25 protein-coding genes and 1 tRNA gene are annotated in these 21,275 nt (G+C 67.5%); 7 read left to right on the top strand and 19 right to left on the bottom strand.

The features are described from left to right. Positions 1-45: 45 nt before the first annotated feature. Positions 46-1,431 carry a cystathionine beta-synthase gene (locus AC1DES_RS01775; protein WP_476893968.1) on the bottom strand — a complete coding sequence of 462 codons (1,386 nt, stop codon included), beginning with the start codon at positions 1,429-1,431 and terminating at the stop codon, positions 46-48. 86 nt (positions 1,432-1,517) lie between these two features. Here AC1DES_RS01775 and AC1DES_RS01770 point away from each other — a divergent pair, with 86 nt between their 5' ends. Further along, on the top strand, positions 1,518-2,696 hold the full coding sequence (locus AC1DES_RS01770; RefSeq protein ID WP_476894215.1) for an ArsB/NhaD family transporter: 1,179 nt from the start codon (positions 1,518-1,520) through the stop codon (positions 2,694-2,696). A gap of 28 nt (positions 2,697-2,724) precedes the next feature. On the opposite strand, the gene AC1DES_RS01765 is transcribed toward AC1DES_RS01770, so the two are convergent. Further along, entirely contained in the window at positions 2,725-3,144 is a 420-nt protein-coding gene (locus tag AC1DES_RS01765) for a VOC family protein (protein WP_476893967.1), read from the bottom strand. A 173-nt stretch (positions 3,145-3,317) separates the two neighbouring features. On the opposite strand from AC1DES_RS01765, the gene AC1DES_RS01760 reads away from it, so the two are divergent. Next, a complete protein-coding gene (locus tag AC1DES_RS01760) occupies positions 3,318-4,298 on the top strand; it encodes a DNA-3-methyladenine glycosylase family protein (protein WP_476893966.1) in 981 nt (326 codons plus the stop codon). Between the two features lie 153 nt (positions 4,299-4,451). Here the strand turns inward: AC1DES_RS01760 and AC1DES_RS01755 are convergent, their stop codons facing one another. Further along, positions 4,452-6,128, bottom strand: a complete 1,677-nt coding sequence (locus tag AC1DES_RS01755; protein WP_476893965.1) for an AMP-binding protein — start codon at positions 6,126-6,128, stop codon at positions 4,452-4,454. A gap of 102 nt (positions 6,129-6,230) precedes the next feature. Between AC1DES_RS01755 and AC1DES_RS01750 the strand changes: the two genes are divergently transcribed. Further along, on the top strand, positions 6,231-6,509 hold the full coding sequence (locus AC1DES_RS01750; RefSeq protein ID WP_476893964.1) for a putative quinol monooxygenase: 279 nt from the start codon (positions 6,231-6,233) through the stop codon (positions 6,507-6,509). A 124-nt stretch (positions 6,510-6,633) separates the two neighbouring features. On the opposite strand, the gene AC1DES_RS01745 is transcribed toward AC1DES_RS01750, so the two are convergent. From AC1DES_RS01745 to AC1DES_RS01710, 8 genes are all read right to left on the bottom strand, one after another. Beyond that, positions 6,634-7,047 carry a thioredoxin family protein gene (locus AC1DES_RS01745; protein WP_476893963.1) on the bottom strand — a complete coding sequence of 138 codons (414 nt, stop codon included), beginning with the start codon at positions 7,045-7,047 and terminating at the stop codon, positions 6,634-6,636. A gap of 88 nt (positions 7,048-7,135) precedes the next feature. After that, positions 7,136-7,681, bottom strand: a complete 546-nt coding sequence (locus AC1DES_RS01740; protein ID WP_476893962.1) for an acyl-CoA thioesterase — start codon at positions 7,679-7,681, stop codon at positions 7,136-7,138. A gap of 142 nt (positions 7,682-7,823) precedes the next feature. Then, the gene (locus tag AC1DES_RS01735) at positions 7,824-8,558 is read right to left on the bottom strand and encodes a Type 1 glutamine amidotransferase-like domain-containing protein (RefSeq protein ID WP_476893961.1); all 735 of its coding nucleotides are present in this window, start codon (positions 8,556-8,558) and stop codon (positions 7,824-7,826) included. A gap of 359 nt (positions 8,559-8,917) precedes the next feature. After that, positions 8,918-9,460 (bottom strand): GNAT family N-acetyltransferase, encoded by a 543-nt coding sequence (locus AC1DES_RS01730; protein WP_476893960.1) that lies wholly within the window; start codon positions 9,458-9,460, stop codon positions 8,918-8,920. A 9-nt stretch (positions 9,461-9,469) separates the two neighbouring features. Further along, the gene (locus tag AC1DES_RS01725) at positions 9,470-10,045 is read right to left on the bottom strand and encodes a GNAT family N-acetyltransferase (protein WP_476893959.1); all 576 of its coding nucleotides are present in this window, start codon (positions 10,043-10,045) and stop codon (positions 9,470-9,472) included. A gap of 47 nt (positions 10,046-10,092) precedes the next feature. Next, positions 10,093-10,530, bottom strand: a complete 438-nt coding sequence (locus AC1DES_RS01720) for a DUF1801 domain-containing protein (RefSeq protein ID WP_476893958.1) — start codon at positions 10,528-10,530, stop codon at positions 10,093-10,095. Then, positions 10,527-12,119 carry an ABC transporter permease gene (locus tag AC1DES_RS01715; RefSeq protein WP_476893957.1) on the bottom strand — a complete coding sequence of 531 codons (1,593 nt, stop codon included), beginning with the start codon at positions 12,117-12,119 and terminating at the stop codon, positions 10,527-10,529. Before AC1DES_RS01715 ends, AC1DES_RS01720 begins: the two co-directional genes overlap by 4 nt. Beyond that, positions 12,112-13,059, bottom strand: a complete 948-nt coding sequence (locus AC1DES_RS01710; RefSeq protein WP_476893956.1) for an ABC transporter ATP-binding protein — start codon at positions 13,057-13,059, stop codon at positions 12,112-12,114. Before AC1DES_RS01710 ends, AC1DES_RS01715 begins: the two co-directional genes overlap by 8 nt. A gap of 129 nt (positions 13,060-13,188) precedes the next feature. Between AC1DES_RS01710 and AC1DES_RS01705 the strand changes: the two genes are divergently transcribed. Further along, complete coding sequence (locus AC1DES_RS01705) at positions 13,189-13,626, top strand: DUF1810 domain-containing protein (RefSeq protein ID WP_476893955.1); 438 nt, start codon at positions 13,189-13,191, stop codon at positions 13,624-13,626. Positions 13,627-13,670: 44 nt separating this feature from the next. Here the strand turns inward: AC1DES_RS01705 and AC1DES_RS01700 are convergent, their stop codons facing one another. From AC1DES_RS01700 to AC1DES_RS01685, 4 genes are all read right to left on the bottom strand, one after another. Continuing rightward, complete coding sequence (locus AC1DES_RS01700) at positions 13,671-14,372, bottom strand: HEAT repeat domain-containing protein (RefSeq protein ID WP_476893954.1); 702 nt, start codon at positions 14,370-14,372, stop codon at positions 13,671-13,673. Between the two features lie 43 nt (positions 14,373-14,415). After that, complete coding sequence (locus tag AC1DES_RS01695) at positions 14,416-15,564, bottom strand: EAL domain-containing protein (protein WP_476893953.1); 1,149 nt, start codon at positions 15,562-15,564, stop codon at positions 14,416-14,418. Beyond that, positions 15,561-15,737 carry a DUF1059 domain-containing protein gene (locus tag AC1DES_RS01690; protein ID WP_476893952.1) on the bottom strand — a complete coding sequence of 59 codons (177 nt, stop codon included), beginning with the start codon at positions 15,735-15,737 and terminating at the stop codon, positions 15,561-15,563. The genes AC1DES_RS01695 and AC1DES_RS01690 overlap by 4 nt, the downstream gene beginning before the upstream one ends. 125 nt (positions 15,738-15,862) lie before the next feature. Further along, positions 15,863-16,468 (bottom strand): DinB family protein, encoded by a 606-nt coding sequence (locus AC1DES_RS01685; RefSeq protein ID WP_476893951.1) that lies wholly within the window; start codon positions 16,466-16,468, stop codon positions 15,863-15,865. 178 nt (positions 16,469-16,646) lie between these two features. Between AC1DES_RS01685 and AC1DES_RS01680 the strand changes: the two genes are divergently transcribed. Continuing rightward, complete coding sequence (locus AC1DES_RS01680) at positions 16,647-17,114, top strand: sensor histidine kinase (protein ID WP_476893950.1); 468 nt, start codon at positions 16,647-16,649, stop codon at positions 17,112-17,114. Positions 17,115-17,179: 65 nt separating this feature from the next. On the opposite strand, the gene AC1DES_RS01675 is transcribed toward AC1DES_RS01680, so the two are convergent. Both AC1DES_RS01675 and AC1DES_RS01670 read right to left on the bottom strand, forming a co-directional pair. Beyond that, a tRNA-Tyr gene (locus tag AC1DES_RS01675) sits at positions 17,180-17,261 on the bottom strand. A 150-nt stretch (positions 17,262-17,411) separates the two neighbouring features. After that, on the bottom strand, positions 17,412-17,660 hold the full coding sequence (locus tag AC1DES_RS01670; protein ID WP_476893949.1) for a hypothetical protein: 249 nt from the start codon (positions 17,658-17,660) through the stop codon (positions 17,412-17,414). A gap of 200 nt (positions 17,661-17,860) precedes the next feature. Between AC1DES_RS01670 and AC1DES_RS01665 the strand changes: the two genes are divergently transcribed. Beyond that, positions 17,861-18,352: a YajQ family cyclic di-GMP-binding protein gene (locus tag AC1DES_RS01665; protein ID WP_476893948.1), complete on the top strand. Its 492-nt coding sequence runs from the start codon at positions 17,861-17,863 to the stop codon at positions 18,350-18,352. 114 nt (positions 18,353-18,466) lie between these two features. On the opposite strand, the gene htpX is transcribed toward AC1DES_RS01665, so the two are convergent. Together htpX and AC1DES_RS01655 are read right to left on the bottom strand one after the other, a co-directional pair. After that, positions 18,467-19,336 (bottom strand): zinc metalloprotease HtpX, encoded by an 870-nt coding sequence (htpX, locus tag AC1DES_RS01660; protein WP_476893947.1) that lies wholly within the window; start codon positions 19,334-19,336, stop codon positions 18,467-18,469. Positions 19,337-19,400: 64 nt separating this feature from the next. Next, positions 19,401-20,669, bottom strand: a complete 1,269-nt coding sequence (locus AC1DES_RS01655; protein WP_476893946.1) for an MFS transporter — start codon at positions 20,667-20,669, stop codon at positions 19,401-19,403. Between the two features lie 102 nt (positions 20,670-20,771). Here AC1DES_RS01655 and AC1DES_RS01650 point away from each other — a divergent pair, with 102 nt between their 5' ends. Further along, positions 20,772-21,239, top strand: coding sequence for a Fur family transcriptional regulator (locus AC1DES_RS01650; protein WP_476893945.1), 468 nt, complete (start codon positions 20,772-20,774; stop codon positions 21,237-21,239). The last annotated feature ends 36 nt before the right edge of the window (positions 21,240-21,275 follow it).

Genomic DNA, 21,275 nt, shown 5'->3' with positions numbered 1-21,275 from the left:
CGGCCGGTGGCCGGAACCGCCGCGAGGGCGGAACCGGCCGGCGGGTCAGTTGCTGAGGTAGGCGAGGAGGTCGTGGCGGGTCAGGATGCCCACGGGGGCGCCGACGAACGTCACCATGAGGGTGTCGGCGTCGGAGAGGAGTTCGCGGGCCGTCGAGATCGATTCAAGTGAGCCGATCACGGGCAGCCGCGCCTCCATGTGTTCGGAGATCTTATCGGAGAGTTTGGCCTCGCCGCGGAAAAGCTTGGCGGTCAGGGTGCGTTCATCCACGGCGCCGAGGACCTCGCCCATCACCACCGGAGGCTCCTGGGAGAGCACCGGGATGTGCGAGACGCCGTACTCGTTCATGATGTTGATGACGTCGCGGACGCTCTCGTTGGGGTGGATGTGGACCAGGTCCGGCAGTTCTCCGGTCTTGGCCTTGAGGATCTCGCCCACGGAGGCTTCATCCCCGCTGGCCAGGAACCCGTAGGACCGCATCCACTGGTCGTTGAAGATCTTGGCCAGGTAGCCGCGGCCGGAGTCCGGCAGGATGACGACGACGACGGCGTCCGCCGGCAGGTCCTGCGCGGTCTGCAGCGCGGCGACGACGGCCATGCCGGAGGACCCGCCCACGAGCAGGCCTTCCTCGCGGGCCAGCCGCCGGGTCATCGTGAAGGAATCGGCGTCGCTCACGGCGATGACGTCGTCCGGGACGGACTTGTCATAGTTGGCCGGCCACATGTCCTCGCCGACGCCCTCGACGAAGTACGGCCGGCCCGTGCCGCCGGAGTAGACCGACCCCGCGGGGTCCGCGCCGATGATCTTGACGACACCGCCCTCGGCTGCGGGCCGGTCTGCGGAGACTTCCTTGAGGTACCGCCCGGTGCCGGTGATGGTGCCGCCGGTACCTGCGCCGATCACGCAGTGGGTGATCTTGCCGTCCGTGTCGTTCCAGATCTCCGGGCCGGTGGATTCATAGTGGCTGGCCGGGGCGGCCGGGTTGGAGAACTGGTCCGGCTTATAGGCCCCGGGGATTTCGGTGACGAGCCGGTCCGAGACTCCGTAGTAGCTTTGCGGGCTGTCCGGCGGGACGGCGGTGGGGGTGACCACCACTTCGGCCCCGTACGCCTGAAGCACGGCCCGCTTGTCCTCGCCCACTTTGTCCGGGACCACGAAGATGCAGCGGTAGCCCTTCTGCTGCGCCACGAGGGCCAGGCCGACTCCGGTGTTGCCGGAGGTGGGCTCCACAATGGTTCCGCCGGGCAGGAGCTTGCCTGTGCGTTCGGCTTCCTCGACCATCTTCGCCGCGATCCGGTCCTTGATGGAACCGCCGGGGTTCAGGTATTCCAGCTTCACGAGGACGGTGGCGGCGATACCGTCGGTCACGTGGTTGAGTTTGACGAGCGGCGTATTGCCGATGAGGTCCAGAACGGACTGGGCGTACTTCATAGGTACAAAGTTACCGTCTCCGCAGCCTCGGGCACGTCGGCGCGGCGCCGCGGCCCGGCAGGTGCGACGATTGGGCCGTGAAGAGTATGGCTTGGCTGAAGAGGCTCAGGAGCTACGCGTTGCCCGCGGGCATGCTGCTGGCCGGGGTCGCCGCACTGGTGTCCGGACTGCTCCCGGTCCGGGCCTTCCAGGAGCTGGCCGCCCGCACGGTGCCGGTGCTGACGTTCGTCGTGGCCATGTCCCTCGTGACAGAACTGGTGGACGACGCCGGGCTCTTCCGGGTGGTCACGGAGCGCCTCGCCGCCCTGGGCCGCGGCCGGGTTTTGCTGCTGTGGCTGCTCGTCATCGCCCTGGCCACGGTCTCCACGGTATTCTTGTCGCTGGATACGACGGCGGTGCTGGTGACTCCCGTCGTCGTGCTGCTCGCAATCCACGCCCGCATTCCGCCGCTGCCGTTCGCGCTGACCACCATTTGGCTGGCCAACACGGCGTCGCTGCTGCTGCCGGTCTCCAACCTGACCAACCTTCTCGCGCAGGACCGACTTAAACTGAGCCCCGCCGCCTTCGCGGGGCTGGTCTGGGCGCCCGCACTTGTGGGCATCCTGGTGCCGCTGGCGCTGCTCTGGCTGGCGTTCCGGAAAGACCTCCGCGGCGGGTATGGGCCGCAGCCTGTCCACAAGGTGCGGGACCGGGTGCTGCTGTTTTCAGCGGCCGGCGTCATGGCGGTGCTGCTGCCGGCTCTTGTGTCCGGCGTGCCGGTGCAGTTCCCGGCCCTGGCCGCGGCGGCGGTCCTTCTGGGGTTGTTCCTCTGGCGGCGCCGCGAGTCATTGCGCTGGTCCATGATCCCGTGGCGGCCGCTCATGCTGACCTCGGGGTTATTCATGGTGGTGGAGGCTCTACATGCCAACGGGCTGACGCGGTTCCTCTCCGGTATCGCCGGCTCGGGGGAAAGCCTGCCGGCGTTGCTGCAGCTTGCCGGGCTGGGCGCAGGGGCCTCCAACGTGGTCAACAACCTGCCGGCCTACCTGGCGCTGGAGCCTGTGGGCGGATCGCCGGCGCGGCTGGCGGCCCTCCTGATCGGGGTCAACCTTGGCCCGCTGGTGACCCCGTGGGCGTCCCTGGCCACCTTGCTGTGGCACGAACGGCTCCGCACGCTGAACGTGGAGATCCGCTGGGGTGGCTTCGCGCTGGCCGGCCTCTCCGCCGTCGTCCTCACGGTCCCGCTCGCCGTCGTGGCGCTGTGGCTGGTGACGGGCAGGCACTGACTCCGGGCGCCGCAATTCAGGCCGCAATTCAAGCGCCGATGTCGTTCGCTCCTGCGCCGCCGCCCTCTGGCACGGCGTTCTGCCACAGGCCGACCACGTTTCCCTCCGTGTCCTTGAAGTACGCGTTCCATCCCATCCCGGGGACTTCCATCTTTTCCCGGAGAACGGAGCCGCCAAGGGCGCCGATCCTGGCCAGCGCCGCATCGATGTCCTCGACGTCGACCGTGACCACGGGAGCGGTCAGCTCGCCGCTGCGCCGGTACAGGCCGCCATTGATGGATCCGGTGGTGGCAGGCCGGCCGTGTTCGTCCACCGGAGTGGTCATGGCGAGGCTATATTCCATCTCAGGCATGACCTGGAAACCCCATCCGAACGCCGAGCGGTAGAACTCCCGCGCACGGTTCTCGTCGTCCGCGGGAATCTCAAAATGCACAACTCCACCAGCCATCGCAACCACCTGACAATCCCACGGCCTCAAAAAGCAGGCACGGGCGGTCCGCGCCACAACCGGATTCTAGTCTTCGGACCCCCGGCGGGGGAGTGCAGATTGGCACGCGGTTCTGTGGCCGCATCCTGCGGCCCGTTTCCGCCGCTGCCCGGCGCACATGGGAACATGGTCGAATGACCATCGCAGACGTCCCCGCCGGCTTGGCCGCCTCGGCGGACGCCTCGTTGCGGTGGCACCCGGACGGACCGTTCGACCTCATGCAGACGCTCGGGACGCTCCGCAGGGGCCACGGCGACCCTGCGATCCGCGTTGCCCCGGACGGTGTCTGGCTGGCCTTCACGACCCCGGCCGGCCCGGCCACCCTGCGCCTTACGGCCGGCGGCCCGGACTCCGCGCCGTTCATCGACGCCCAGGGCTGGGGTCCGGGCGCCGACGACGCCATGGACTCCGTCCCCCGGCTGCTCGGCCGCGACGACGACTGGTCAGCCTTCGACGAGCCGGCGTTCCAGGCCACGCTCCCCCGCATCGTGGTTGACGCCCGGCGCCGGAACCTCACCGTCCGCCTGCCGGCCACCGGCCGCATGATCGACTCGCTCGTGCCGACCATCCTGGAACAGAAAGTCACCGTCATCGAGGCACGGCGCGGCTACCGCTACCTGATGTACCGCTTCGGGACGGCGGCGCCCGGCGCGGGCACGGCCGCCCCCGCCAACCTGGTCATCCAGCCCACGCCCGAGCAATGGCTGCGGATCCCGTCCTGGGAATGGCACAAGGCCGGGGTGGGGCCCCAGCGCTCGGCGACCATCATGCGCGCGCTGCGCTCCGCCGTCGCCCTTGAACGGCTCGCCGCCCTGCCTGCCGTGGAGGCCGCCACGAAGATGCAGGCCATCCCCGGGATCGGCGTCTGGACGGCAGCCGAGGTGGTGCAGCGGACGCACGGCTGTCCGGATTCGATTGCGGTGGGCGACTACCATCTGGCGGCGTACGTGGGTGCGGCCTTGACCGGGCGGCGCACGGATGACGCGGGCATGCTGCGGCTGCTGGCGCCATGGGCCGGCCACCGGCAGCGCGTGGTCCGCATGCTGGGGCTCAGCGGTTTCCGCAAACCGACTTTCGGTCCGCGCATGACCATCCAGGACCACCGAGGCCACTGACCGCCCGAAACCGTCGGGGCTGGCCGCGCTCCGGGGGCTCTTTGACGCGGACGCACCGCCAACCAGGGCGCCGGCGTCGAACATTGCAACCAAAGTGCCCCCGGAAGAACCATCCCGCCGCGAAACAAGACCCGGCCCCCGGCCGGGCAAGGTCTAGAGGCCCAGCCGGGTCACGGCTTCCTGGCGCATGTCCACCTTGCGGATCTTGCCGGAGACTGTCATCGGGAAGCTTTCGCGCACATCCACGTAGCGCGGGATCTTGTAGTGCGCCAGCTTCCCCCGGCAGAACTCCGCCAGGCGCGCGGCATCCAAGGGTTCCGCGCCGGGCTTGAGGATCACGCAGGCCATGAGCTCCTCGCCGTAGCGTTCGTCCGGGACGCCGATCACCTGCACGTCCTGGATATCCGGATGGGTGTAGAGGAATTCCTCGATTTCGCGCGGATAGACGTTCTCGCCGCCGCGGATCACCATGTCCTTGATCCGGCCCTCGATCACGATGTACCCGCCATCGTCCATGCGGGCCAGGTCCCCGGTATGCATCCAGCCGTCGGCGTCGATCGCCTCGGCCGTCTTGTCCGGCTGGTTCCAGTACCCCCGCATCACGGCGTAGCCGCGCGTGCAGAGCTCGCCGATCCCGCCGCGCTCCAACACTTCTCCCGTCACCGGGTCCACAATCCGGCTCTCCAAATTCGGCATGGTCTGGCCCACGGTTTCGGTGCGCTGGGCCATGGTGTCGACGCTGCGGGTCATTGTGGATACCGGTGAGGTTTCCGTCATCCCGTAGCAGATGGCCACGTCCGTCATATTCATCTCCGAGATGACCCTGTTCATCACCTCGATGGGGCACAGCGAGCCGGCCATGACGCCGGTACGCAGCGTCGAGAGGTCGTAGGAGGCGAAATCCGGCAGGGCGAGCTCGGCAATAAACATGGTCGGCACTCCGTACAGGGAGGTCCCGCCGAAATCCTGTACAGCTTCCAGGGCCGCGGCAGGAGTGAATCCCCGGCCCGGAATGATGGTGGCGGCACCGTGGCTGAGGGCGTTGAGGTTCCCGATCACCATGCCGAAGCAGTGGTAGAACGGCACCGGGATCACCACCCGGTCGTGCTCGGTGTAGCCGAGCTGCTCGCCGATCGAGTAGCCGTTGTTGAGGATGTTGTGGTGCGTGAGGGTGGCGCCCTTGGGGAAGCCCGTGGTACCGGAGGTGTACTGCAGGTTGATCGCGTCGTGCGGGTCCAGTTCGGCCATGCGGGCCTTCAGCGCCGGATGCCCGACGTCGTCGGCCCGCTTGAGCAGCTCGGCGTACGTCCGCTCCGCCTCATTTTCAGGGTCGCCGGCGCTGAGCCCTTCGGCGCCGGCATCCGGGAGGAAGATCAGCTCGCGCAGTTCCGGGCATGCCGCCAACGCCTGCCGGGCCATCCCCGTGTAGTCGCTGTTCTTCTCCGACGGCGCACAAACCAGCATCCGCATGCCATTCTGCTTGACCACGAACTCCAGCTCGTGGCTGCGGTACGCGGGGTTGACGTTGACCAGGATCGCACCGATCTTCGCCGTCGCATATTGCAGGATCGTCCACTCGGCGCAGTTCGGACTCCAGACGCCGATCCGTTCGCCCTTGGCGACGCCCAGTGCGAGCAGCGCACGGGCGAGGCGGTCGACGTCGTCGTTCAACTTGGTGTAACTCCATCGCCGGGCCTCTTCTCCCGGGACCGCCGCAGCCTCGATCAGGGCGTCGTGGAACGGGAACCGGGCCACGACGCGCTCGAAGTTCTCGCCGATGGTTTCCTCGAGCAGCGGGACGTCAGTGTCCCCGGCTGTGTAAGCAAGCATTCTGTGACGCTACCAACAGAGCGGCGGCAAAAGAAGACCAAAGGTAGGAAGTCCTATGAAATCTTCAGGAAACCGAGGCCGCTGCCCGGTAGGGTGAAACCCATGAGCGCACCCATTGACTTGCTGGCCACCTTCATCCCCAACGAGGGCGAATTCTTCCGCGTGAAGCTCGCCCTGGAAATCGCCATCGACGAGGTGGTCAACGAGCCCGGCTGCATCCGGTACGAACTCACCGAAGCCACCGAGGACAAGCTGGTGCTGACCGAGCAGTGGGCCTCGCAGGAGGAGCTGGACAAGCACTCCAAGGGCACGGCGGTCCAGGATCTCAATGAGTCCCTGAGCGCGCTGCTGGCCGAACCCGTCAAACTCGAGAAGCCCTAGCAGCTCCCCGACCGAACAACGCGGGGTCACTTCGCGCCGATTGATCCGAAGATCCTGGGCGCGAAGGGACCCCGCGTTGTTTGTGGAGCCGTCCGGAAGTTGTGAAGCCGTCCGGAAAAGCGGCTTAGGCCTCCGGGATCTGCGATCCGTCCTGCGTGCCCGCCGCGGCGGCAGCCTCAGCCTGCGAGCGCGCCACATGCGCGTGGACCTCGTCCATGTCCAGGGCCTTGACGGCGTCAACCACTTGTTCGAGCTGCTGGGCGTTCAGCGCGCCCGGCTGGGAAAACACCAGCACCTTTTCGCGGAAGGCCATCAGCGTCGGGATGGACGTGATGCCTGCCTCCGCGGCGAGCTGCTGCTCTGCCTCGGTGTCCACCTTGGAGAACACCACGTCCGGGTGCTTCTCGGAAACGGCTGAGTATGTGGGTCCGAACTGCTTGCACGGGCCACACCATTCGGCCCAAAAATCGACGAGGACGATGTCGTTGTCCTCGACGGTAGCTGCGAACTGTTCACCTGTAATGTCTACGGTTGCCATGAGTCAACGGTACGCGAGGCCGTCCGGGATGTCCCCCGCATTTCGCTGATGGCTCACCCGGCCGGACGCGCCATCCCCGGGCCCGGACTCAGGCCCAGACGTGCGGCGCGGGACGGCGGGCGCCGGGCAGCGCGTTGGCTTCGCGCCATTCGTGGATCCACCCGGGCAATTCCAGATGCGCCGGCGGGGCGCCGAATTCGCGGATGATCTCCTCTTGGCTGACCGGCTTCCCCTTGCACACCAGTCGCGTGGCGATGTGGGCGCGGGCGTAGATCTCGCCGTCGACCACCATGCGCTGCTCGAAGTAGATGGCCTTCGCATCAAGTCCGATGATCCTGGATTCGATCGTGTACTGCTGCCACAGCTGCAGGGAACGGCGGAAGGCGATGGTCTCCCCCGCGGCCACCGGGCTCCAACCGCGGCGGCGCATCTTCTTCCACACTCCGCTGCGGGCCATGAGGTCGAACCGGCCCAGGTCCATCAGCGAGAAATACATGCCGTTGTTGACATGCAGCGCGATGTCGATATCGGTCGGCAGGACCCGGAGCGGCAAGGACGACGTGTCCCAGATGCTCAGCGGCGGGCGCCGGGAGGACGTGAACAGCAGGATGAGGGTGCGCAGCAGCAGATGCATGCGCACAATGTTACTTGCCAGTAACTACGTCGCCAAGGGGTGCCTCTTCCGGCGCCTTCTCCGGTGATGCCGGACACCGGCCGTGCCGGGTCACCCGGCAGGGTCAGACGGCCGGGTCAGACGGCAGGGTCAGACGGCCGGGTCAGACGGCAGGCAGCATCGAGAGAGTGGCTTTGTGCCCGGGACCGCGGATCATCCAGCAGTTGCCCGTGCCGATGACGCGCTGCTCGTGCGGATCCGCGTGGGGCAGCACCAGCGCGGTGTTCTCGTCCACGGCCGCGGCTTTGTCCACGAGACCGCGGACCACGGCGGCCGCGGCCCGGCTGAGGGTGCCCGCCTGGGCGGCGTGCACGTCGACGGCGTAGGGCACCAGGCCCAGGCCGTCGCGGACGTCCAGTTCATCGAGGCCTTCCGAGCATTCCTCGGCGCAGACCTCCACGCCGCCGACCCGGTAGCCGCCGATAATGGCCCGCTGCGGCGCGATCATGGCCCCTGCGGAGAAACCAAGATACGGCGCGCCGGCCGCGACGGCCCCCCTGATGGCTTCCGCGGAGTCCGCCAAACCGGTGAGGTAGACTGGGGTGGGGCCGCCCCCGACGACGATCGCGTCAACTCCGTTGAACACTGCCGGATCTGCCGCACCGCCGGGCCGGAGCAGCACGACGTTTACCTCACACGCGGTCCTGGCTTCGATCGGCTGCAGGTAGGCCGGCAGGAAGTACGCCGAGCTGCCTTCGTGGTCCACCAGCACCACGGCAATCCGCGGAATTTCACTCCCGCCTGCCGCGGCCTGCGCACGGGCCTCTTCCGTGAACCGGTCGAAGATCACGGGCGTGGTCACGGTGTCAGGGCCGCCGCCTACGAGGAAGATGCTCATGGCTATCAAGGTACCCGGATCGGCGCGGCTGGCAATGGCCGTTGTCGTGCCGTAGTAGCCTCGCCGGGTGACGCAACACCTCGCAGTCCGGGCCGTCGTCGACGACGCCGCCGGCATCGCCCACGTCCACGTCCAGGCCTGGCCTGGCGGGAATGCTACGCCCGCCTGCTGCCGGCGGAGACCCTGGCAGGACTTGAACAAGGTCCCAGGGAGACGAAATGGCGGGAACTCCTCGACGCGGCAGCGCCGGATGTATGGGTGGCCTGTGACGGCACGGACATCGTCGGCTGGGCATCCGCGGGAGCCGGGCGCGACGACGACCGCCCCCGCCCTCTGGAGCTCGAGGGCATCTACGTGCGTCAGGACAGGATGCGCTGGTACAGGATGTGGTCCTGCCACGACCCGGCGATCCTGAGGTAGTCGCGGGCCGGCCCGATCTCCTCGAACCCGGCCCGCTTCAGGATCTTCTGGGAGGCTGCGTTGTGCGGGAGGGTCGCGGCCTGTAGCCGGTGCAGCCCGAGCTCGTCGCGTGCGGCCTCCACAGCGAACTCGACCGCGGCCGAACCGATTCCGCGGCCCGTGACATCCTTGTCCACCCAGTATCCGAGGTGACCGCTGAGGAACGGTCCGCGGACAATGCCGCTCACGTTCATGACGCCGATGGCCACATCACCGTCCAACAGGACCCATGGGACGTCCGAACCGGAGATGAACAAAGCGAGTTTCGCGTCGATGCTGGCGGCCTGCCCCGCGGCAGTAAAAAACTCTTCGGCCCGCACAGGCTCCCAAGGTGCCAGGTGCTCCCGGTTCCGCCGGTAGGCGGCGCTCAGTCGCTCTGCGTCGGATCTGCGCAGCACCCGGATCCGGACAGTGCCCGTCAAAGTGGTGCTCATCTGAGTCATCCGCAGACTCTAGCGGGCGTCGCGGCCAGCTTCAATCGCCGCCAAACCCTTCGCCGGCACTTCGAGAATCGTCTCCAGACCGTCCTCGTCGTCCCACTGCTCCCCCACTTCGCGGAACCCGTACTGGTCCAACAGCTGCCGGGAGGGGAGATTGTCCGGACGCACCGTGGCCCGGACGACGGCGACGCCCGGGTGACGCTTCGCCGTCGCCAGGAGGATCACGAGGGCACCCCGGGCGTGGCCCCGGCGGCGGTGCACGGGGTCGATCGAATAGCCGATCTCGACCATGCCGGCTCCGTCTGGCGGCCCGTGGAAGCCGGCCCGGCCCACCAGCTGGCCGGCATCCTTCTCGACCACGAGCCGCGTCACCCACGCCGCGTCGGCGGGACGCCGGGCAATCTGGTCCCGGCGCCTCCGCCAGGTGCCGACGCATTCGGCGCCCGCAAGGTAGGGCGTCAGGTCGAGGGCCGTCACGGCGCGCGCAGCGTCCAGATCGCCGTCGGCGAGCGCGTTCAGCACGGCGGGAGGAAGTTGCACAAGTTCGAGGGCCGCGGCGGACCCGGACGTCCAGGGTTTTTCGGTCATGTCCATCCCGCCATCATGGCAGACAGGCTCCGGCGCCTCCGGTACGCTCAGCGGGACGCCGGACCGCCGTCCTTGAGCTTCCGCCAGCCCCCCGCGCGGTTGTTCGCGATGATTTGCCGGAATATCTCCGTCAGGGCCGGCGCGTTGATGGCCTCGCCCTGCCGGAAGGCGACGGTGCGGGCGGTCTTGTTGTCGTGCCCGGCGGTGATGATGCCCTCCGGATCCGGAACGATACCGCCGTCGTACAGGAAGACGTTCACGTGGTCCTTGGCGGCCAGGAGGGCGCAAATGTTGCCGTCCAGCACAAAGTAGGGCTGCGTGGTGCGTTTGATCGTTTCAGCGACCGCCGGGTCCGCGGCGTGCACCAGCTCTCGGACGTGGCGGCAGATGTCCTGCTGCCAGCCCGGCAGGGCTGCGATGAACGTATCAACCCTGGAATCCCGGTTTGAGCCCGTAGTACTCCCGGAGCTGTCCGCCCCGCTCATGCGGCCAGGTCCCGGTGGCGCCAGCCGGCATAGCCCAGTGCGGCGAGCGCCGCCGCGGCCGCAGTGAGGCCCAGCAGCGGGCCGACGGCGCTGGAATCCACGGGAAGCAGCGGTGAGTGGCGGAACGGGGAGAGGTCCATCAGCCACTCGGGCGCGTTCCACAGCACGCCGAACTCCCCCAGTGCCACGAAGGCGAGCAGCAGTCCCCAGACCGCGCCGGTGAGCCGCGGTGCCCAGCCGAACACGGCCAGCACAGCCGCGGCCAGGACCCAGGCCGCAGGGATCTGGGCGACGGCGGCCAGCGTGACCCGCCCGAACTGGCTGCCATCCGCCAGGGCTACCGCGGCGCCGGCGCCGACCGACACACCAGCGAGCAGCATCAGCAGCGCGACTCCGGCCACGGCCATCGCGAAGTGGCTCGTGGCCCAGCGTGTCCGGGTGGTGGCGGTACCCAGCAGCGCCTCGACATGGCCCGCTGTTTCTTCTTCGCGCAGGCGGGCGGTGGCGGACAGTCCGTAGGCCGAGGCAAGGAGGCCCATGATGCCGACTTCAGCGGTCATGAACGCGTCGGTCATCGCCTGGCTGCCGCCCAGCGTCTTGACCAGGTCCTGGGCGTTGGCGGAACTCAGCAGATCCGCGACGTTGCTGACCAGCGAACCGATCACCACCCCGAACACGACGAACGCCACGGACCAGGACAGCAGGACGCGGAACTGCAGCCGGACGGCCAGGTCCCGGACACCGTTGAGCGAGCCCCGGGCCGGGCCAGGGCGTTCCTCGCGCAGGCCAGAGCCGAGGTCGCGCCGTGCCCGGAGCGCAAGGGCTACCGGCACGAGGGCCACGCAGAGCGCCAGCGGCAGGGCCAACACCCACCAGCGGTCCCCGGCGAAGGCACGGATCTGCTGGTTCCAGCCGATCGGTGACAGCCAGGACAACGCGGACGGTCCGGGTTCGGCGAGGTCGCCCACAGCCCGGAGCGCATAGGTCACGGCGACGACCCCGACGCTGAGTCCGGTCGCGGCCCGGGCGCTGGAGGTCAGCTGTGCCGCCACCCCGGCGACCGCGCTGAACGCCATCCCGGTGAACGCCCAGCCCAGCCCGAACGCGAGGGACCCGGCGGCCGGAAGCCCGCCCGCGGCCAGGGACACGGCGGTCACCAGCCCGAGCACCAGGCTGGCACCCCAGCTGATCACGAGGGCCGCGGCGAGCGGGGCATCGCGCCCCAGCCTTCCGCCGCCGAGCAGTTCCAACCGTCCCGATTCTTCATCGCTGCGGGTGTGCCGGACGGTGATGACGACCATGAGGACCGCGAGGATGGCGGCCATGAAGGCGGTGTACTTGATCAGGGACAGGGCACCGAGCGACGCGGGGTCGTAGATCCGGCCGAACAGCGCGACCAGGGATGCGGTGGCGTTGAGGGCGGTGGCCGCCTCGACCCGGCTTCCGACGTCGGGGTACAGCTCCGCTCCGGCCACGGCCGTGGAGTAGGTGGTCGCGGCGAACCCGATGATCCAGGCTGGCAGCAGCCAGCGGTCCCGCCGCAGGCCGAGCCGGATCAGGACACCGGTTCCGGCCAGGGTTTCACGCATCGTCGGACTGTCCCGCGTGCGCCGCGGGCACCGGCGGGGGTGCGTGCGGTGACCGGCCCGCGGGTCCGTAGTGGCGCAGGAAAAGGTCCTCGAGCGTCGGCGGCTGGCTGGTCAGCGCGAGGAGTCCGACGTCGGTCAGCGCCCGCATCAGCGGGGCCAGTCCGGAGGGTTCGACCTGGGCACTGACCCGGTGGTTGGCAATGACGACGTCGTGGACCCCGGGCAGCGCATCCAAGCCCTGGGGCACGGCCGCAACGTCGGCGGTAACCGAGGTCCGGGTCAGGTGCCTCAGCTGTTCGAGCCTGCCGGTGTCCACCACCCGGCCCTCGCGGATGATGCTGACGCGGTCCGAGAGGGCTTCCGCCTCGCTCAGGATGTGGCTGCTCAGAAGCACGGTGCGGCCCTGGTCCCGCAGGTCCCGGACGCAACGGCGGAACGCGTCCTCCATCAGGGGGTCCAACCCGCTGGTGGGCTCATCCAGCAGGAAGAGCTCGGCGTCGGTGGCCAGCGCTGCAATCAGTGCCACTTTCTGGCGGTTGCCCTTGGAGTAGGCACGGGATTTCTTGGTCGGGTCCAAGTCGAAGATGTCCAGCAGACGGCTGCGGCGGGCAGCGTCCTGTCCGCCCTGGAGCCGTCCGAGGAGGTCGATCACCTCGCCGCCGGTCAGGTTGGGCCACAGCGCGACATCGCCGGGAACGTAAGCGAGCCGCCGATGCACGGTGGCGACGTCACGCCAGGGATCCCTGCCCAGCACCCGGATCGAGCCCGCGTTGCAACGGAGCATCCCCAACAGCAGCCGGATCGTTGTGGACTTGCCCGAACCGTTGGGCCCCAGGAACCCATGGACCTCGCCTGCCTCGACGGAAAAATCCAAGCCGTTCAGGGCTGTCACCGGCCCGAACCGCTTCACCACGCCGACCATTTCCAGGACGCTCGCCATAGGGGATACGATACGCCCGGCCCGCAAAATGGGAACATGCCAGGGGAGCCTGACCGGCACAGCCCATATCTGCGGCCGTGAACCAGGCCGAGAATCCGGCCGAGGACCAGACCGAGGAAGGAAGCAACCATGGAGGACCCGTACAACCTCGAACGGTTCGCGACCGCCCAGGACTCGGGCGGAACATACCGGCGCGCCATCACGGAACTCCGGGCCGGATCCAAGAGCAGCCATTGGATGTGGTTCGTCTTCCCCCAGATCGAGGGCCTGGGGCAGAGCGCGACCTCCCGGAAGTACGCCATTTCCTCCCTGGACGAGGCTAGGGCCTATCTTCGGCACCCGGTGCTGGGTCCGCGGTTATTGGAAAGTGCTGGAACCGTCGCTGCCCTCGAAGGGCTGACCGCAGTCCGCGTCTTCGGCGGCATCGACGCACGGAAGCTGCATTCCTCGATGACGTTGTTTCTGCGGGCGGCCCCGGAGGAACCGGTCTTCCGGGCGGTCCTGGCCCAGTATTTCGGCGGCGTGCCCGATCCCGCCACCGACCAGCTCCTCGGCGGCCAGGGCTGAACCCTGGGGAAAGTCCGCATCCAGGGGCAGTTCCGGCGGAAATGTCAGGGCTGACCGTCCACTAGCCGCTTGAGCCGTGCCTTCTTGCGGTTCTCCCGGTCGATCCAGGCAACATCGGGATCCGGGCTCCGGCCCAACTGCGCGAACATAGGCATGCCTTCGGCCGGGAGGGCCGCGACGGCGACGCTCCACCCGTAGCCGAGGGCCTGGCGGAGTGTGCGCACCGGCGGCGACCGGCGGTCAATGTCAGGTGTATTTGCCAGATCCGTCGTCACGTCGCGCAGAAGGGCGAGCGCCCGGAGCGCGTATGCCGGGTTGTGCAGGAGTCGCGGCTCGCAGACGGCCGCGACGGCGGCGCGCCGTACGAGCGGATCCGGGTCTCGGGCCCAGGAATCGGCCAGCGTGAAAGCTCTCTCCGGATCGTCGTCGCCCGCCCGCTGCAGTGCCATGGCGACGCCTTCCCGCACCCGCCAACGGGGATCAGCGGCCCGTGAATGCAGCATATCGACGTGCCTGTCATCGCCGGACCCCAGGTGCCGGCCGAGCGACACCAGACCGCACACAGTTGCGAACTCATCGCCGCTGGCGATGAGGTTTTCTGCTCGCGCGACGTCGGATTCCTCCCCGCAGGCAGCGACAAGCTCCAGGTTCCCGCGTGGCCCCGGCAGCCCGCTGTTGGCGTTCAGGTAGGGCATCCAGTCATCCAGGCGCGCCAGTGCGGCCCGATGATCATTGATCTTGCTCATCCGCCAGTATCCATGTGGCAGGCGCTTTTGCGCGAGGGGTCTGCTATCCGGTAGCTGTGAGCGCCGTGATCATGCGTTCCATGCGTGCGATGCCGGCGAACCGGCCCGCGTTGTCCGTCACCAGCAATGGCTCGAACCGGCTGGCCCGGACCCGCGTCATCGACCGCTCCAGCGCTTCGCTGATCGGTGTATCGAGGTTCACGCGCATCCCCGGGCTCACCATGCCCAGGGACGCCATGTCCGCGTCCAGTACCGAAATGGGCCGCAAATGGTCCCCGATCAGCACCATTGACTGCAAAGCGGGGTTTGCGGCGAATGCTTCCGCCGCCGCAGCTACGCTGTGAGCCGTCGACGCCGGTTCCAGGACGTCCCGGACAACGGTCTTGTGGACCACGGGCCGCTGCGAGGCCAGCCGGTGGGCCAGGTCCACATCGAGTTGCGCCCAAGGCGGGCCCGGGCGCGCCAGGCAATAGCCTTGAACCAGCGGAACACCGAGCGAAACGAGGGCGTCGAGCTCCTCCACACGCTCCACGCCCTCGGCGAGGATCCACGCGTCAACACGGCTGGCAAACGTTCCGAGCATGCTGACCAGGGCGCGCTTGGCTTCGTCGCGGTCGACGTCCTGGATGAGGTCGCGGTCAATCTTGATCAACGAGGGCCGCAGGGCCAGCAGGTGCCGCAACCCCGCATAGCCGGCTCCGGCGTCGTCGACGGCGATCAGCGCGCCGGCGGCGCGCAACTGGTTGAGGTCCGGCTCGAGCTCCACGTAGGAGTCAATCGGGGTTTGTTCGGTCAGTTCGATGACCAGCCCGCCCAGGGACCCTTCCTGCCGCCACACGCTGCGGATGCTCTCCGTGGACAGCAGTTTCGGCGAGATGTTCAGGGTCAGGAAGCAATTGGCCGGCAGCGTCGCCCGGTGCCTGAGCGCGGTCCGCAGGGCGGCCGTTTCCAGCGCCGCAGCCTTCCCGTGGGAGCGCGCGGCTGCGAACCACACTTCCGGGTTCTTCTCTGCGAAGCCGGGGAACCGCGCAAGTGCCTCGTACCCGACAACCGTGCCGCGCGCGGTGTCGACAATGGGCTGGTAGGCCGCGGCCAGGCCTTCGCCGCGGCAGGCGGCCGCCAGGAGCTCTTCCCAGTCCGGAGCCGTGGACGCGCCGGAGCCGGGAGGCGAGCCGTCTGCCGCAGGAATCAACTAACCGGAACGATGGCTTTATGGACCGACTGGACGAGGTCCGCGGGCAGCTCGACCAGTCCGTGGGCCGACGCGGCGTGCGCGGCAACGTTGACCAGGATTTCATCGTCCGTGCTACAGACCCAGCGGGCCTCGCAACCGGGCACTACATCACCACAGGCAAACGACTTCACTTTTGCTCCTCAGATTCGACGGCGAACTGCACCACCCTACTCCGGCGTCCGCGCGAACGCGGAGATTCTCCGAACGAAACGCGCCGGTGTTGCCGGTCTTGCCGGGTTAAGGTTCCCTGGGTCCTCTACGTCCGCCTGGCCGACGACTGCGCGGAACGCGCAGCAGCCTCGATCGCGGCCCGATGCCCGGCCCACTCCGCCGGGTTCCGCTGGGAGAGGTTGGGATCGCCGGGGCGCTGTCCGGCAGTTCCGTCGATCAGCTCGCGGAGGATGTCGGCGTGTCCGAGGTGATGGGCAGTCTCAACGCACATGTGCACCAGAATCTGGTGCAGGCTCACGTGCCGCCGCTCTTCCGGCCACCACGGAACCTCACCCGGCGCGTCCAGCGGAAGGGCGTCGATTGTGGCGTCGCTGTGGGCTGCGGCCGTCCGGTGCAGCTCGATGATCTGCTCGCGCGTCTCATCCGGAGTTGCCCACATGTCGGCGCCCGGCTCGGCCCCGTCCGCCAGCCACGGCAGCTCGACGCTGCTGGGCCGTCCGAAGACCTCGCCGAAGTACCCCAGTTCAACGCTCGCCACATGTTTGACCAGGCCCAGCAGGTTGGTTCCGGACGGTGTGAGCGGCCTGCGGGCGTCGTACTCGTCGAGCCCGTCGAGTTTTCCCAGGAGGTCGGCGCGCCGGGTGCTCAGGTACCGGTGCAGAATCGCCTTCCCGTCCAACGTGTCATCCATGACGGGCACTATACCGAACGGCCGCCGGTTGCGGGGGCCTCCGAAACCGACCGGCGTCACTACGTTGGCGGCCCTGCGCGGAAGAGAGCGTCAGCCGACCCCGGCCCCCTCCACCCGGGGGGCCGGCAGGAAGGGAATGCACAAGGAAAAGCCAAGGAGGCGCGTGCACAGTAGCACTATGAAATCACTACTAAGCGACGAAGTGGTCGCCGTACGTGGGGTTCTCACTGATACGCATCCGGTCGATTTCCATGCTCTTGGCGTGGCCGGCGCGATTCACCGGATAACCCTTCCCCTCCAGGAACGCGGGACAGCGGTGCATTTCGAGACTCCGCACCACGGAATGGAAGTGGACCGGCAGTCCGCAACGCTGCTCTACCGGGCGGCGCAGGAACTCCTTAGCAACATCTACAAATTCACGGAAGCCTCATCGGTGACGGTCAGGCTGGGCTGCGTCAGCCACGCCGTCCAGCTCAAAGTGAGCGACAACGGCGGCGGGTTCGACATGGCGTCAGCCACCATCGGCAGGCATTCCGGCATGGGCCTGCGCCTCATGCGCCTCGCTGTGGACGTCGCCGGCGGTCACATGACTATCGAGTCGTCCGCTTCTGGAACGTCCGTGACGATAACGCTGCCCCTCGACTAGACCGCATAGGCCTGATCAAAAGAAAAGCCTCCGGAACCTGTCGGTTCCGGAGGCTTTTCCAAGGGTGGCAGATGAGGGATTCGAACCCCCGTAGGCGTTGCCAGCTGATTTACAGTCAGCCCCCTTTGGCCGCTCGGGTAATCTGCCGAACTTCAAAAGAAGATCACTCGCGGCTTCTTTGGCTAGAACGCCTGTTTCCAGTCCGTTCCGCTTCCAGCAACCGCGGGCAAGACAACTTTACAGAACTTCCGCCGAAGAATCGAATCGGCGCCCGGCCGGCCCAAAAACCCCGGAATATCAGGCTTCTCCAAGGATGCGGCCGGCGAGTTTCGTTTCAAACCGCGCCGCCTGCGCCTCTGTGACCTGGTTAAGCTGCACCGCGCGGGCCAGGTCCGCGTGGACACCCTCCATCCGGGCCGACGCATCGGCGGCCGGGCTAAGGATGATGGAGCCTGCCAACGCGGCTGCGGCCACGGAGGTCACCGCCGCGGCCATAGTGGCGGCGGCGGTCGAGCGGGTGACGTAGCGGACGGCGTTGCGGTGCATGAGCTGTGCCTTTCGAAGAACTCTTCCAACCCCTGCAACTCTGGCCGGGAAAGCTTCGTTCCCGCCCTGCTTCAGCTTTGAGCGGACTGTGAAACGTGGTTGTCTCGGCCGGCCAACACACACGAGGGCATCCGTACTAGTCTGGAATGCAGACATCTCGGCCTTTCAACAGGCACCCGGCAATCATCAGGAGGACAGTCATGGCAGGCGAATCCACATTCGACGTCGTCAGCAAGGTAGACAAGCAGGAAGTCGCCAACGCGCTGAACCAGGCGCAGAAGGAACTGGTCCAGCGCTACGACTTCAAGGGCGTAGGCGCAGAGGTTGACTTCAGTGGCGAGAAGATCCTGATGAAGGCCAACTCCGAAGAGCGCGTGCTTGCCGTCCTGGACGTACTGCAGTCAAAGCTCATCCGCCGCGGCATCTCGCTGAAGTCCCTGGACACGGGCGAGCCCTACGCTTCCGGCAAGGAGTTCCGGCTCGAAGCCACCATCAAGGAAGGCATCGCCCAGGACTTGGCCAAGAAGATCAACAAGCTCATCCGCGACGAGGCCCCCAAGTCCGTCAAGTCCCAGATCCAGGGCGACGAGCTGCGCGTGACGTCCAAGTCCCGCGATGACCTGCAGGAGACCATGAACATCCTGAAGGGCTTCGACGAAGCCGATCTGCAATTCGTGAACTTCCGCAGCTAAGCACCGGGCGACACGCAAAATTTCCCTCGACGCGCAAATGGGCTAGCGACACCGGAATACCGTGTGCGCCAGCCCATTTGCGCGTCGCCAGCCTATTTGCGCGTCGCACAATGGCTAGAGCAGCGGCCGGCCCGCCATGCGCTCCAGGCGGCCGATCCGTTCACTCATCGGCGGGTGTGTCGAAAACAGCTTGACCATGGCGCCGCCGCGGAACGGGTTGGCAATCATCAGGTGCGAGGCGTTCACGAGCCGCTGGTCCTGGGGCAGGGGCGCCAGCTGCACGCCCTGCTCGATCTTGCGCAGGGCTGAGGCGAGCGCCAGCGGATCGCCGGTGAGTGACGAACCGTCCTCGTCGGCGTCGAACTCCCGGGTGCGGGAGATGGCCATCTGGATCAGCGACGCGGCAAACGGTGCCAGCAACGCCATGGCAATCATGGCCAACGGATTTCCGTTGCGCCGGTCACCGCCGCCGAAGAACAGCAGCATCTGCCCCACAGACGTGATGACACCGGCGACGGCGGCCGCCACCGAGGACGTCAGGATGTCCCGGTTATAGACGTGCATGAGCTCGTGCCCCAGCACCCCCCGGAGTTCGCGGGCGTCGAGGAGCCTGAGGATGCCTTCGGTGCAGCACACCGCAGCGTTTTGCGGGTTCCGGCCGGTAGCAAAGGCGTTCGGGGCCATGGTGGGCGAGAGGTAGATCCGCGGCATCGGCTGGTTGGCCCGGACGGAGAGTTCCCGGACGATCTGGTACAGCTGCGGCACCTCGGCCTCCGTCACCGGGTAGGCCTGCATGGACCGGATGGCGATCTTGTCGCTGTTCCAGTACCCGTACGCCGTGGTGCCCACCCCGACCAGGGCCATGATCCAGATGGGGGCCACGCTGCGCGTGCTCGCTCCGATCAGCGCACCCAAGGCAAGCAACACCGCCCACAGCACCCCGAAAAGGGCCGCGGTTTTCAGTCCGTTGTGATGCTGATGCACTGTTCCTCCCAGGCCATTCTCCCGGGCACGGTTGTCCGGGATCATTCAATAAGGAAACGAACCGTCAGGGGACCGGGTTCCGCGCGTCATACTGCAGGAAGCCCGACTGCAGGTGTGCAACTGTCCACGCCACCGCGACGCACAGCAGCCCGCCCACCAGCAGGACCCAGCCCTCACTCAAAAGTTTAGTTGCACCGCCTGCAAGCATGTCCCCGATCCGCGGGCCGCCGGCCACCACGACCACGAATACGCCCTGCAGCCGTCCGCGCAGGTGGTCAGGGGTGGAGGACTGCAAAATGGTGGTCCGGAAAACGGCGCTGACGGAATCGGCGATGCCCGCGAGCGCGCAGCACAGGGCGGCCGGCAGCAGCCACAGCGTGGCTCCGCCGCCGGAGCGGCCGGCAAGGACCACCACCAGGCCAAAGCCGGCAATCGAGGCACCCCAGCCCATCACGGACCACACCACCGCGGCCCCCTGGCGGCAGACGGCGCCCAAGGGCCCGGAGAACAGCCCGGCCAGGAATGCGCCCACGGCCGTGGAGGCCAGCAGGATGCCCACAGTGGCCTCCCCGCCGCCGATCATCAGTGCGCCGATCGCGGGCAGGAGCGCCCGCGGCTGCGCGAAGATCATGGCCACGAGGTCGATGATGAAGGTCATCCGCAGGTTCGGCCGGGTGCCGAGGAAACGGAAGCCCTCGACGACGGAACGCAGCCCCGCCGGGCGCGCGTGCTGACCAGGCGGCATGGGCGGCAGCTTCAGGAGCGCCCAGACGGCGAACGCGAAGCTCACGACGTCGATCGTGTACGTCCAGCCAAAGCCGATCCAGGCCACGAGCACGCCGGCCAGCAGCGGCCCTGCGGTCATGGTCAGCCCGAAGCTCATCATGTTCAGGGCGTTGGCCGCTGGCAGCAATTCCTTGCGGACCAGCACGGGGATGATCGCGCTGCGGGCCGGCTGGTTGATGGCCTGGGCACCGCTTTGCACGGCCACAAGCAAATAAAGGAACCACACATTGCCCAAGTGCAGCCACGACTGCAGGGCCAGGCAGGCGGTGGTCACCCAGAGCACGGACGTGGCAAGGAGTGCCACCTTCCGGCGGTCATGGGCGTCCGCGATGGATCCGCCGAGGAGGCCGCCGAACACTAGCGGAACGAGGGCGAAGATGCTGAGCAGGCCCACGTAGAGGCTGTCCTGGGTCAGCCGGTACACTTCCAGGCTCACGGCCACGAGGGTCAGCTGGCTGCCCAGGGCCGAGACCGCTGACCCCAGCAGCAGCCGGCGGAAGGCCGGACTTTCGCGCAACGGCGTGATGTCCGCCAGAAATTTTCCCACCCGGCAACTCTAGCGGCGAGCGGGCCGAGCCCTGTGACGTGGGCAGACGCACTTAGTGTTGCCTTATTGTGAGCTGATCACAATAAGTGCTTGAATGGGGGCATGACGGATTCCCCGGGCACCCACGAAGCATGGGCCACCGCCCTGCATGCCCACGGGCGCCGGGTGACGAAACAGCGCCTGGCGGTGCTGGCCGCCGTCGAACACCACCCGCATTCCCCGGCAGAGGCCATTCTGGCGGCCGCCCGGCGGGAACTGCCCGAGCTCACCGCCCAGTCCGTCTACGTGGTCCTGGGCGACCTCACCGAACTGCAGATGCTCCGTCGGTTCGAGCCCCCGCACTCCCCCGCCCTGTATGAAACGCGGGTGGGAGACAACCACCACCACGCCGTCTGCATCAGCTGCGGCCGGGTCGAGGACGTCGAATGCGCAGTCGGCCACGCCCCCTGCCTTACCCCGCACTGGGACGAGAATGCCAGGCCGATGACCATCCAGATCGCGGACGTCATGTACCAGGGCATCTGCCAGGACTGCCAGCGCACCCAACAACTTCCCTCCGAACGAAACTAAGAAACCCAACCCAAGGAGAACGATGACAGCGAACAT

Source organism: Arthrobacter sp. 05T442 (assembly GCF_056395945.1).
This window is presented reverse-complemented; position numbering and strand designations above follow the sequence as displayed.